Source organism: Mesorhizobium subarcticum, from assembly GCF_055456085.1.
Genome location: NZ_CM144237.1, coordinates 1,319,373 through 1,331,155 on the forward strand (window position 1 = coordinate 1,319,373; position 11,783 = coordinate 1,331,155).

The following is an 11,783-nucleotide window of genomic DNA, read 5'->3' on the forward strand; positions in this document are numbered from 1 at the left end:
GTCACATCCCGTACGGCTTTCAACAGCACATCATGCAAGACACGTGTAGCCCGGTAGTGGTCGCGGAGGCGCTGTCTGGGCGCGCTCATTTCGGATAATCGGCTTTGACGACGATGCGGGTATATGCGCGCTCAACCCCCAACACCGCTTCATCTTTGGTGTCCACCTGCCCGCTCGATGAGCCCTGATACCAAGACCACTTGTTCTCAAGCTTGCCGGCGGTCTCCTTCATAATCCGACCGACAGGCTCCCTTTGATAGTGGGCGGCGAAGTCAAACGGCGCTGTCTGGCCGCCAATCACGGTTCTGCCTCAGGACAGATGAACCCGAGCACCACAGTCGACCAGATATTTGGAAGGCGATTATCTGGTGAAAAACCCAATGAACAGATTCATCCCTGTCTGTGACAGGCAGGCACTTTTTTTGATTAGCAAGACCTAATGTTGGAAGCGTAAAAAGGGGGCATGCTCCCCTTTCGAACCATTCTGGAATATGCCGTCATCGTCGCGTTGATCGGGACGGCTATATGGGTCGGACTATACGGATGGTCTGAGATACCACCGGTATGACGGGCTGACCCAGCCGTGGGGGCAAACTAAAAAGGCCCCAGCGCGGGGTGAGTGCGCTGAGGCCCTTCTGTGGCATGTACGAGCAACTTGGCATGTCCGTTTTATGAGCGTGCCCTAATATGGTCAACAATCGGTAAACGATCGATCGATACCTAGTCATAGGGGAATGGCCGCTGGCGACCTTGTTTCCCTCACTGTTTTCAGTGGAGCCGGCATCACGGATCTGGCCCCTGTAAAGAACTCCGCTGGGTATTCTACCACAGGACCGTTCCGTCTGGATCGACGCGCTTTCTGCCGGCCGGCCAAGATCCGCACCTTGCACAGCGACCAGCCTGGAGAGGCACCGCCGCTTGCTTCGGCAACTTGCCAAGACCTGCAAAGTTCCGGCTAAAAGAGCCCGCCACCGTGAGGCAGCGGGCGTTGTTAGCGACTGATGGTGCGCATTATCAGTTTGCGCCGCCGAGCTGCTTGGTCATCTTGCAGAAATTGTCATGCGCCTTCGCAATGGCCTCGTCGCCGCATTCCTTCATCATGCCTGCGCGGTCTTCTTCCTTCATCGCCATCCAGGCTGCTTTGATTTCCTTTTCGGACTTCATTGTTTTCATGCCGGCATCGGTGAAGAATGGCGACATTTTGGCCGGATCGTCGAGTGCGGACGTTCCGGTGGTGCTGCCGGCGAGTGCAGCACCGGTGATCATCGAAAGCGCCATGGCGCCCATGCAGAGCTTCTTGATGTTCATTTGGGTATCCTCCTGACCGTCATTGGAACGATCAACTCAAAAACGGGCCATTCACGAAAACGTTCCTCTGGCGAAGGGCGATATTACGCGAGTTTCGACCACGAGAGGTCGTACAATAGGAGAACGGGCAGCTTTGCCACGGTCATTCTGATCAATTGCCCTTCCGACACTTGATCAGGTGGCCCGCTGCCTCACGGTGGCGGGCCACTCAGCGGTAGAGTCCGCGCCCTAGCTGGTTCCTTGCGGGTTGTAGCTGAACCCTATCGTCCTGCCTTTGCAATTTGGACAGCGAACTTTCGGCGAAAGGTCAGACGCCATAGCGGACGCGTCTGCACCGTGCGTGTCGCGCCATTGAACGAGGTCAAGCTTCACTGTGTGGCCACAACGCGCGCAATGCGCCGTTATTCCCATGCCCGCATCAATCAGGCGCCTAAAAGTCCAATTCATCCGGCTCAAACTCTTTGATCGTTCGAGTTTGTACGTTTTCATATCCAGGCGGGTTTCGGGTGAGGACGCGGACAGACTGTCGCAGGAGTTCGGAAGAAAATCATTTCGCCGGCCCCGGCAGCATGCCACGTTTACCCGTCCGGCTGGTCATACCTATAATTGGCGCGAGCGCCGCTGCGTCCAGATGGAATAAAAAGCCCGCTGCCGGCCTGAGGGGAGCGGCAGCGGGCGTTAGGCGAGGGTGGGTCCGGGGCCTAGGGGGCTTTGTTTTGGACCCATCCGAACGATGCGCCGCAATGATGACCGAGTCCTTAACGAGATCGCGATTCTATGCCTTCGGTTTCAGCTTCAATGAATAGATCGGCTGCGAACTTGGAGATCTCGGCATCATCGACGGGGCGGCCATGAAGCAGATCGTTTTGCTCCAGCCAAAGATGCAAAAGCGGACGGCTCGCTGACTCATTCCGGAAGCCCAGGATCAAAGTGCACGATGGCATCGAGGATTGTGCGGTAGAGGCTGTCGACTTCCTCATCGATATCAACGCGCTTGATCCCGACCGCCTTCGCATCTGCAATGAGCTTATGGGTAAGTTCGTCGATGGAGATGACATCGGCCTTGGCCGTCTCCGGGACGTTGTTCCAGATCCACTGGTCAAGGAAGTTGATACCGCGTGCGCTCATCGAGCTTTAAGCTCGGTCGCTGGTTTAGGTCGGGCGACGTGGCCTTAATGGATTGACAACCAAAAAAGTTAACGCAGCTGCAACTCACGGCGGTCTATTAGGAGTTCCTTAGAGACTATGGCGAGGTTGGATATGAAGAAAATATTCAAGAGGTTCATTCAAGACAAATCAGGAGCGACCGCGATCGAGTATGGTCTGATCGCGGCTCTCATCGCGTTGGCTATAATAACCGGCGCCGGGGCGTTGGGGAATTCAATCAATGCCAAGTTCACGTCAATCGGAACCAAAGTCGCGAGCACCGGATCGTAACTCCATTTTCCCGGAACTATTCTGTTGGCTGATCCACTCCCGCCTCGTCAACCTCAACCTCCATTTGGTCGCTGACCGGCTTGGGCTTGACTGCACCCTCCAGCGCAACGCCGTCGAAACCCTGCAGCCAGGCGTCGCGCCACTCTTCCCAATACTCCGGCACAGCGCGTTCCTTGCCATCTTTGCGCGCCTGCGCGCCGTACATCCAGGCGTAGCCGGCGCGCTCTTGGTCCTTCTTAGGCACGGCCATGGTTCAGCGCCCTAACGGCTGCTTTGACAGCGAAGCGAGTTCGTCTTCGTCGACCACACCCGCCATGTAGTTTGCGATAATCCGGGATGCGATCATTTCGCGCGCGTCTCGCGTCTGATCGTCCGAAATGAGCTTGTCGTAGACCCTTCCAAGCAGCGCCAGTTCGGCCGCGTCGAATATGCCGACCTCAGTCGCCCTTCTCTGAATTGGCACGTTCGTCCTCCCGAAAATCCTGGAGGGAAGCATGCCGCAAGTCTTCCTCTCCCCGCAAGTGTTTAACGCGGCCGATGATTCCCGGCTTAACCCATTGCGTCGCCGGCCGCTTCATCCCCTTCGGCGCCGGGCCGGCATGCTCCTGGACGCGTTTCCATAGCCTGTCGCGGATGGCACCTTTTGAGTTGATGAAAGCCGATCCGACATATTTGCCAGTGGCGCGGTCGGCCATGAGCGCAAAGGCAGGCTTGCCCATCTCCCGCTCGACGCCAAGCAATTCGTATTCGTCAATCGCGTAGCTCTTGATCTTGAGCCAATTGGTCGACCGGCCGCTGCGATATTTGCTGTCGCGCCGCTTTGAAACCATGCCCTCGATGCCGGCTTCGTCGATGAGGCGGAAGATCGCTTTGGCATCGCCGGGCATGGCCTGACTGAACTGGATATGGTTGTCCGGTTCGATGATGCCCCCTAGGATCTCGCGGCGGTCCTCCAGTGCCATGTCGCGCAGATCGTGGCCGTTGAGGTACAGGAGGTCAAAGGCGACGAAATACAGGTCCTGCTCCCGCCGTGTGATGGCCTTCCGGAGCGCGGCGAAGTCGGACAGGCCGGCCGCGTTCAGGACCACGATCTCGCCGTCGATGATGGCGCTCTCAACCCCGAGCCGTTTCGCCGCGCCAACCAGATTACGATACTTCAGCGTCCAGTTATGGCCGTTGCGCGTGAAGATGCGGACGTCGTGGTCTATGATGATCTGCGATCGGTAGCCGTCGAACTTGATCTCGTGAATCCATTCGTCGCCTTCGGGAGGCTTGTCGACAAGGGTCGGCAGCAGTGGTTCGACGAACGCTAAACGCATGAACTGACTCACGAAAACGCGATTCAATTAGCTTGCGCTTAAATGGTTCCGGAACTTTTACCTCGGCAGGCTGTTCGAATCGGTCATGAAGAACGATCCCGAGGGCAGAGCAGCGTTGCGGATGATCAGAGCCGTGATCGAGCAGCATTGCCCGCCGGGGGTGTTGCCCAGCGAGGAAGCAGTGAACGGCATTTATGGTCCAAGCCTGCTGGACGAGGCCGAGGCACTGTCCGTCGCGATCGTCGCCACCATCGAGATATTGCAGTTGCAGATGACGGTGAAGCCGCCAGCGCCGAGCATCAAAAGCCTGGCCTAAAAGCAAAAAAGCCCGCCAGCCGTGAGGCTAGCGGGCAGGGTCTGGAGTGCTAGGGATCAACCCAGCATAATTTCAACTTGCGGCGGCGGCGTTGGTTTCATCACCCGGGCGTATCTTGGCTGATCGGCGGAGGCGGTAGCGGGAACGGAACTACTCCCTCATTCGGCGTGATCGTGAAACGGATCGGGGGCGAGAGCACCGAAATCGGCCAGCCCAGGCGGTGGATTATGTTGCAGGTATAATTCAGCTGGACCTGATAAAGGGCCTGCCCAAGCGCGGCGGCATCGGGGATCGTGATTGAGCGTCGATAAGTGTCGAGGCCGGCCAGCGGTCGAGGCCCGAATGTGTAGCTGGGGATTGAGTGTTTCGCCCCTTTCGAATCGATCAGCCAGCGCTTGACGTCCGCATCGCAGATGCGGAGCCGGAAGACTGTAAATTCAACCTCGATCGATCCACCTTGGGGGACATGGTCTTTCAAGGCGGCGACGTGGTCATAGATGATCGGCGGCTCACGATCTATGACCGCCGTGACAAACCAAGCGAGCAGGATCGCGAAGGGGGAGGCTATGAGCGCCGATCGCCAGTCGAACCGGGTAATTCTCTGCCCAAGCGTCATTTGATTGCCCTCAGCAGGTAAGGCGAGACCCAGGCCCAGATTTGATTGACGGCAACCAGCACCGCTGCGAGGCCCAGAACAAACTTCGGCACCCGCCGAATGGCGCCGGCAATCACCACTGACCGGGTCACAATCTTGAATCCTGCATCCCATTTGTCGTCAGGCAGGCTCAGGAACTGGCCGAGCCGGTCCATTTGCTTCTTGCTGAGATGGCTGATTTGAATGAGGCGTTCCCGCTCGTCCTCATTCCATCGTGCGACCATTTCAATGGTGCGCTTGTCGAGTTCCCGCCACCGCTGCGGCAACTCGCTTGGGTCTGTTTCAGCCATCGGCCCCGTCGCTCTTTCAGGATTTCAGTTCGGCGCGGCGCGCGGCGCTGGCCTTGGTGTGCACGTCGCATTCAGCAGCCGTGTAGAGCTTCACGGCACAGCCTGGCGCCATCGTCCGGTCGATCTTGTTCTGATCCTCGACCGTCTTCCCCTTTGCGCCGGCGAGGCTGCTACCGATCGCCGCCCGCAGGGCTGGAACACCGTTCACGCCGGAAGTCCCACAGCCCACCAGCAGAAGTGCAGTCGTCAAAAGAGCGGCTGGCCTCAATCCCCTTGCGTATCGCATCCTGATTGTCCTTTTCGATCTTGGCGCGGAGTTCGTCGGCGCCCCAATGCTTGATGAGTTCGTAGCCGCCAAAGACGGTGCCCGAGGCAACCAGGGCGATGACTGCCCAGCCGATGATGCCGCCGACCAGGCGCGAGACGCCAAGTCGGTCGACAAGAAGGGTGATGAGGAAGCTCATGCCGGCGCCGTGCCGAGTGCCGCGGCGAGGTGCTTGGCCTTGCGGTTTACGTACCAGCGATAGCCGGCGCCACCCATCAGCAGCACGGCGCTGATGACAGCCAGGACGAGCACAACCCGCATAATAAATTCGCTGCCGTAAGACATCGGAGAAAGTTGGTTCTGGAGATCCTGCAGTGTGCCGGCGATGCCGCCGCCACCGATGCCGGCGCCGATCGCCGCGTCGGCTGGCGCAGTCGACGGCGCAGTGTCGGCATCCTCGACGAACGCCTTCGCCTGACCGCCATCGACAAAGTTTGCCGCCTGCGGCACCTCACCCGTTGCCAATGCCTGGCCGATCGCACGAACCTCCCGAACGCGGGCCGACCAGCCGTTGCCGAAGGTGCCGAAGGTGCTGAGATGCTTCAGGAAGGCCATGCGGGCGTTGCAGATGCGATCGATCAGCGCGTCGTTGTTCTTGTCGGCCTTCAGGGCCGCCAGCGTGCCAACGCCCATGACGCCGTCAATTACGCCGGTATAGGCAGGGCGCAAGGCCTGCTGAAGCCACATGATCGAGCGTGCCGGACCCGAGTTCACCGCGCCGTCGAAGAGCACGTAATCGACGCCGGCCGGCAGCGCGTCACCCTGAACCGCGTCCCAATACTGGTGATCATAGATGGCGTTGAGCTCGTCGGTGGTGATGCCCTTCACCGAGCGGGTAGCGAGGCCTTTGCCCTTACGGTAGCCGTCATAGACGCGCTGGGTGACGCCCTTCATCGTCGGACCGCCAGGATCTGCGGGATGGTTCGAATAGCCGCCTTCATGTGCAAGCACGCGGGCAAGCGATTCCTTCTCACGGGAAACAGCCATGGGTTTTCCTTTCAGATGATGTTTGGCTATGGTCGGCGCCGGAGTGCGAGCCGATGGGGAATTACACAGTCCAAATGATGCGCGACGGCAAAGCCGTGTGACGCGCCGAGGTTCAGGTCGACAGCGACATTGAAGCTGTGAAAATCTGGGGACCGGTCAAGGACGGGCTAGGCCGGGAGCCGACGGATGGAGACTTCATCCGCGTGACGCATTTCGCGAGCGGCAGGACGAGTTGGTTTAGGCCTCTTGAGGCTGCCGATCGGTAGCGATTTCAAGCTTCCGGGTGGTCAATCTCCGCCCGAGCCAAATACCGCCCTGCTCGAATATACGCTCGGAGAATGCTGCTACAGGCGCCGTTAGCACAAGAACGACTGTCCCGATCGCAAGACCGGTCAGTAGCGGGTGAGTCGCGTATATGCCGGTTGGATCAACTATCGACCAAGCGACAAACAACCAAATGACGTTGAGTAGATAGAGGCTATAGCTGATACGCCCCAAAAAAAGGATTGGCGCCCAGTTCAGCAAGCGAACCACCGCCAGCCCCGGCGAGGCATAATAAACAGCACCGACCAAGCCGCCACTTAACGCCGCCTGACCTATAGCACTCTGAATGCCCTCCATGTTCGTGACAGCTCGAAGAACGATCGATGCGACACTAAGCACCAAGAGCGCCGGACTGGTCACGCCTGAAAAGAAAGACTGTAGCCGCTTGTCCGCTACAAGCATGCCGACCATGAACGGAGAGAGCCAACTGTGCATGTTAGGTGCCCACAACACCATCGCCGGGTTTCCAAAAGCGAAGAACGAGTAAGCTACGCAGACTAACACCGCCACGCCGCCCCAAGCTCGTCCGATGAAGAATGTCATAAGGATGAACGGCACCGCCAGAAATTCTGCCTGGATCGTGGATGACGGACCGTGCCACGTTATCTTTATGAGCAAGGCGTTGAGCAAGGGATCGCTGGTGTTCGGCATCGGGAACCCCGACCATCCCATCCATTTATACAAAACTGCCAAAGCCAAAAAAACAGCCATGCAGAAGAACATGGCCGGATATAGCCTGCACAGCCGGCGTACGACAAAGTTCACAAGCAGCAACTCGCGCCGTTCGTCGCTTCTCTCAAGCGAAAGTCTAAGCACAAATCCGCTCAACACATAGAACAGAATGACAGCGCTGTTTCCGTTGACCAAGGCGAGGACAACCTTCGCAGCGATATCCCCAATTGTGGTCATCTGTTGTATAGGCGGCAGCAAAACTGTGTTTACCAGCGTCTCATTGTGAAGGATAGCGTGATAAAAAATTACAGATGCAGACGCGATGCCTCGAAGACCATCGAGGGGATTGCTGCGATAGGTTTCAGTCTTCGAGACCATTTCTGATCAGAACGGGTGTATCATGTATCCAGGCAGACTGGACAATGGGAGCCGATTTGGCTCATGGACGGTTACGGCGGACAGATCGACATCGCTACGACCCAGCACTTTGAGCATGCCGTCACGCCAAAATGGCTCAAGCTTTGCCGCATCGAAGGCCTCCAGGATGTGAGTTTGAGATTCTCGGATGCTCTCAATGAGACGCCTGTCGCCTCTCAGTATCGCCTCGATCTTGCGCCTTGCGTCCTCGATGTTTCTTGCTCGGCCAGGCAACGCCGCGCCACCCATCTGATCGAGCAGGCCTCCCGCCATATACACTAGCGGCATCCCTGCTCGGATGGCCTCCAAGGGGTGATAGTGTATGTGCCTCGGCTCCTGCGAATGGTAGAACATGACGCTGTAGCGGCGCATGTTTTCCGCGTGCTGCTCGCCAGTGACAAACCCAAGTACATCTGGGTCGCTCGCCTTTATCGATTGAGCGCCACCGATTGAGTACGGCAGATCCCCAAAGTCCTTCAGAAATTGATGGTAGACATCCGCGTAATAAGAATTAATCACGATGTCGGGGCAAACGAACAGCACTCGTTTCGTATCCCCAGACCACTGATCCTTTGTTTCAATGCTGGGCAACCCGAGAGGCAGGTAGACTTCCCTGCGCGATAATTCCCGTGGCTCTACGTCAGTAATGCCTTGGTAGGCGGTGGCAAACCAGAAGTCTCCGGCCGATTTCGTCAAGGCGAGGTAGGTGGGCTCATTGAGCTTCATCAGATTGATGTAACGGATGTGTTTTTGAACTCCATAAGCCCGCCAGAGGATAGAACCTTTGAAATGCACCGCCATGCTGGTGATTGCATCGTACCCGTACATGATGAAGAAGGCAGCATCGAACCACTTGTTGGCGATTGCCCATGTGTCGCGCGGCACCCGCGTGTTGCCGTTCCATTCGGTAGCATTAAGAACGGCCAGATCTCCCTTAGGTATCGTCAGGTCTGCATCATCCGAATAGTCAATTCCCGCTGACCGGAATCCAGGCTCCTGCGGATAGTTCTTGGGAGTAAAAATCTCGTTGAAGCCGATGCGCTTGAGCATGGGCACTTCGAACTTTCGTGCCGACGCATGGTTCAGGAGCCACATAATCCTAGGTGTCGAGTCGAGCCGTCCGTTACGCATGTTGGCCGCCAATTCCAAGTCTCAGGACAGCGATCCCGTAGCAGGTTAACTTTGTCAGTGCACCATCTTCTTTGCCGTAAGCGTGCCGGTATAGGTGATGACGATCGGCTCATTTGGCCCTAGTTGCGCCGCGAACGGCACATTGGCCGCAAGCGCTGCAGGCAAGATTGAAACTCCGCCTTGTGTGATCGCCGAGATGCCCGTCGAGGCGCTGAAATACAGCGTCTCGGGCGAGGTGCTCGCCGTGTAGGTGTACGGTGACGCGCTCGTTGTGACAGCAGCCGCCCCAACCGGATTGTAGCCAGCGACGTTCTGGATGACATTGTGCGTCCCTGATGATCCGTTCGAAACGGTGCCGCCGTTGGAGGCGATATAACCACCGTTAACGAGCACGTAGTCGGCGCTATTGGCCAGCACCAACGCAACCCCAGTGTTAGAGACCGCTTGGAGGTTGCTGATGGAGACGCCTGCCGAAGTTCCCGTCACCCCCAGCGCCGCACCGGTATTGCTATTGCTGTAAAGGTTGGCGACGGCAATTTGCGTGCTGTTGGCGATCGACACCCCGTTTGCGCCAGCCGCTGCCCCGGTGACACCCACAGCGCCATTGGCGAAGACATTGGACAACTGCGTTTTTGTTACTGTGTCGATTATAATTTGGTTCCCGAGGTTCTGGAAAGATTCAATCCAGTTGCCGTTCAGGTAGTTGATATTGAGCAGGCCGATACCATTGCCACTTGTGTTGTCCACCAGAATCCGGTTGAGCCAGACGGAAGATTGGCCGCCAACAGTGCCGTTGATGTAGAGGCCATAGACGGCCGATTGGTATGTCGTGGTGACGGGGCCGACACTATCGAAACGATTGATTTCAAGGCCAATGAAGTCCTCGAACTGCGCAGAGTTCCAAGTGACAGGCGTGACGGTCTGCCCACTGCCTACAGTCTGGTCGACTCTGAGCGTGTCGAAGAACAGGAAACCGCGCGACCGGCGGATGTACACTTGCCTGCCTCGTGTGATGAGGCACCTGATGTCCTTCGCCCAGACATCCACAACGTAGTTCGAAGCGCTGGTTTCGTCGCCAATGGCCTCGACGCAATTCGTAAAAAGAAGCTGGTTGAGCTGCGCGCCTGCGACGACGCCAAGAGACGTGGCAAAGCGGATCGCGGTCGAGGAGGCGCCTGAGCCTGTCATATCGATCTTGAAGTTTTGGATAACGGCTGGCGCCGCCGTCACCTCAAACGAGGTCACATAAAACAGCGATGTCGTGGCGGTCGATTTCAAAAGAACCTGGTTTTCACCGAAAATTGCCTTGCTCGTGCCAACGGTGATCTGGTTCGTGCCGAAGTGATAGCCGGCAGTAGTGTAGGGAATCCACACATGCTTGCCTGTGGCGAGCGCGTTGGTGAGGGCTGTTGCGTTGGTCGAAGCGCTCGCCAACAGGCCATCCCCGATGCCGCCGAAGTCAGTGATAGACACGAGGCCCCGAAGCTTTGCTTCCGCTGTAGTGGCAATCGCACCAGTGCCCGATTGGAGAAACGAAATGTCGGCGGTGCTCGTGGCCAGCCACGACTTGAGCTGTGTCTTGGTCTGGGTGATATAAGCCGTATTCCCTGGGTTGCGCAAAAGAACGGTGTCTGCAACCGGGGACGGCAGGTTGATCGTGGACGCCGAAGCGGCAGCCGCAGCCGCAGAGCCAGCAGCCGCTGTCGCCGAGTTCCCGGCATTGGTCGCTGCGGTTGATGCTGTAGTTGCGCTGCCTGCGGCCGCAGTTGCGCTATTGCCTGCATTCGTTGCACTGGTAGCCGCGCCCGATGCATAGGTTGCCGCGTTCGATGCCGATGTGCTGGCGGCTGACGCTGAGGTCGCGGCCGCGCCGGCGCTGGTCGATGCTGCACCCGCGCTTGTGGCTGCCGCGCCTTGGGATGAAAGTGCCGCAGCAGCACTGGCCGCCGCGGCGACAGCTTGTGCCGTGGCGTCGCCTACCAGCGAATCCGACATGTAGAAGATGATGGAGATCGCGGTATCGCCGACGACCGGACTATCCGTGTTGAAGACGAAGGTCTTGCCGGCATTGGCCGAGCCTTCCTGCACATGGACAGTGGTGCCTTTCTGCATTGTCCGGGCGGTGCGGGCATCGGCTGCTCGGAACCACTGTCCTTCCGACGCGGTGCGGATGCCGTTTTCGGCTCCGTCCAACTGGTCCTTCACAACGACGCGGTCACCGACCTGGGTCAGCACGCCGTCGATCGTCTGGAGGCCATAGAGCGTGATATTCGCTGTTGTTGCCAGGCGAACAGGTTCCCGCTCACCGGTGAGAAGGCGGACGGCAGCAGTTGCGGGTCGGGCCATAGGGCTTGCTCCATTAAGCACCTCGCGATGGCGAGGCTTGAAAAAAGGCGGGTTTTGACATTGAGTGCGCGGCTATGGCGTTGACGCCGGGAGGAATTCGCATGGCCGATCGACCAGCAGCCCCTAGGGTTCGTTCTGGGCAAACCCGCGCTATAGCTGGCTCGGCATACCACTTGCGCTTGTCGTGCTTTTCGTGATGGCCTGGGGTGCCACGAGGCTTGTCGGCCATCCTAGCGGCGAAACGTACGATTGCCGT

Annotated in this window: 16 protein-coding genes; 2 read left to right on the forward strand and 14 right to left on the reverse strand. The window is 58.0% G+C overall.

Annotation, left to right across the window (positions count from 1 at the left end; all coding sequences use genetic code 11):
* Positions 1-85: 85 nt before the first annotated feature.
* The 3 genes from ACZYHG_RS06205 to ACZYHG_RS06215 all read right to left on the reverse strand — a co-directional run bounded on the left by ACZYHG_RS06205 (position 86) and on the right by ACZYHG_RS06215 (position 2,436).
* Complete coding sequence (locus ACZYHG_RS06205) at positions 86-301, reverse strand: hypothetical protein (RefSeq protein ID WP_464613007.1); 216 nt, start codon at positions 299-301, stop codon at positions 86-88.
* Between the two features lie 713 nt (positions 302-1,014).
* Positions 1,015-1,308, reverse strand: a complete 294-nt coding sequence (locus ACZYHG_RS06210; RefSeq protein ID WP_464613008.1) for a hypothetical protein — start codon at positions 1,306-1,308, stop codon at positions 1,015-1,017.
* Between the two features lie 906 nt (positions 1,309-2,214).
* Positions 2,215-2,436 (reverse strand): DUF768 domain-containing protein, encoded by a 222-nt coding sequence (locus tag ACZYHG_RS06215; protein WP_464613009.1) that lies wholly within the window; start codon positions 2,434-2,436, stop codon positions 2,215-2,217.
* 132 nt (positions 2,437-2,568) lie between these two features.
* Between ACZYHG_RS06215 and ACZYHG_RS06220 the strand changes: the two genes are divergently transcribed.
* Positions 2,569-2,745, forward strand: a complete 177-nt coding sequence (locus ACZYHG_RS06220; RefSeq protein ID WP_464613010.1) for a Flp family type IVb pilin — start codon at positions 2,569-2,571, stop codon at positions 2,743-2,745.
* A gap of 16 nt (positions 2,746-2,761) precedes the next feature.
* Here the strand turns inward: ACZYHG_RS06220 and ACZYHG_RS06225 are convergent, their stop codons facing one another.
* Genes ACZYHG_RS06225 through ACZYHG_RS06235 form a run of 3 tightly spaced genes read right to left on the reverse strand, consistent with a single transcriptional unit; the run spans position 2,762 to position 4,064 of the window.
* Positions 2,762-2,995, reverse strand: coding sequence for a hypothetical protein (locus tag ACZYHG_RS06225; protein ID WP_464613011.1), 234 nt, complete (start codon positions 2,993-2,995; stop codon positions 2,762-2,764).
* A gap of 3 nt (positions 2,996-2,998) precedes the next feature.
* Positions 2,999-3,208 carry a hypothetical protein gene (locus ACZYHG_RS06230; protein ID WP_464613012.1) on the reverse strand — a complete coding sequence of 70 codons (210 nt, stop codon included), beginning with the start codon at positions 3,206-3,208 and terminating at the stop codon, positions 2,999-3,001.
* Positions 3,183-4,064: an ATP-dependent DNA ligase gene (locus tag ACZYHG_RS06235; protein WP_464613013.1), complete on the reverse strand. Its 882-nt coding sequence runs from the start codon at positions 4,062-4,064 to the stop codon at positions 3,183-3,185. Before ACZYHG_RS06235 ends, ACZYHG_RS06230 begins: the two co-directional genes overlap by 26 nt.
* An 85-nt stretch (positions 4,065-4,149) precedes the next feature.
* Here ACZYHG_RS06235 and ACZYHG_RS06240 point away from each other — a divergent pair, with 85 nt between their 5' ends.
* Positions 4,150-4,380, forward strand: a complete 231-nt coding sequence (locus ACZYHG_RS06240) for a hypothetical protein (RefSeq protein WP_464613014.1) — start codon at positions 4,150-4,152, stop codon at positions 4,378-4,380.
* Positions 4,381-4,480: 100 nt separating this feature from the next.
* Here ACZYHG_RS06240 and ACZYHG_RS06245 read toward each other — a convergent pair whose 3' ends face one another.
* The 8 genes from ACZYHG_RS06245 to ACZYHG_RS06280 all read right to left on the reverse strand — a co-directional run bounded on the left by ACZYHG_RS06245 (position 4,481) and on the right by ACZYHG_RS06280 (position 11,527).
* Positions 4,481-4,996 (reverse strand): hypothetical protein, encoded by a 516-nt coding sequence (locus ACZYHG_RS06245; RefSeq protein WP_464613015.1) that lies wholly within the window; start codon positions 4,994-4,996, stop codon positions 4,481-4,483.
* The gene (locus ACZYHG_RS06250; RefSeq protein ID WP_464613016.1) at positions 4,993-5,325 is read right to left on the reverse strand and encodes a hypothetical protein; all 333 of its coding nucleotides are present in this window, start codon (positions 5,323-5,325) and stop codon (positions 4,993-4,995) included. The genes ACZYHG_RS06245 and ACZYHG_RS06250 overlap by 4 nt, the downstream gene beginning before the upstream one ends.
* A gap of 16 nt (positions 5,326-5,341) precedes the next feature.
* Positions 5,342-5,533 (reverse strand): hypothetical protein, encoded by a 192-nt coding sequence (locus ACZYHG_RS06255; RefSeq protein WP_464613017.1) that lies wholly within the window; start codon positions 5,531-5,533, stop codon positions 5,342-5,344.
* Positions 5,496-5,789 (reverse strand): hypothetical protein, encoded by a 294-nt coding sequence (locus tag ACZYHG_RS06260; protein WP_464613018.1) that lies wholly within the window; start codon positions 5,787-5,789, stop codon positions 5,496-5,498. Before ACZYHG_RS06260 ends, ACZYHG_RS06255 begins: the two co-directional genes overlap by 38 nt.
* Positions 5,786-6,637, reverse strand: coding sequence for a glycoside hydrolase family 108 protein (locus ACZYHG_RS06265; protein WP_464613019.1), 852 nt, complete (start codon positions 6,635-6,637; stop codon positions 5,786-5,788). Before ACZYHG_RS06265 ends, ACZYHG_RS06260 begins: the two co-directional genes overlap by 4 nt.
* Before the next feature lie 237 nt (positions 6,638-6,874).
* On the reverse strand, positions 6,875-8,011 hold the full coding sequence (locus ACZYHG_RS06270; RefSeq protein ID WP_464613020.1) for an acyltransferase family protein: 1,137 nt from the start codon (positions 8,009-8,011) through the stop codon (positions 6,875-6,877).
* A gap of 6 nt (positions 8,012-8,017) precedes the next feature.
* Positions 8,018-9,100: a hypothetical protein gene (locus ACZYHG_RS06275; RefSeq protein WP_464613021.1), complete on the reverse strand. Its 1,083-nt coding sequence runs from the start codon at positions 9,098-9,100 to the stop codon at positions 8,018-8,020.
* Between the two features lie 135 nt (positions 9,101-9,235).
* Complete coding sequence (locus ACZYHG_RS06280; RefSeq protein ID WP_464613022.1) at positions 9,236-11,527, reverse strand: hypothetical protein; 2,292 nt, start codon at positions 11,525-11,527, stop codon at positions 9,236-9,238.
* Between the last annotated feature and the right edge of the window lie 256 nt (positions 11,528-11,783).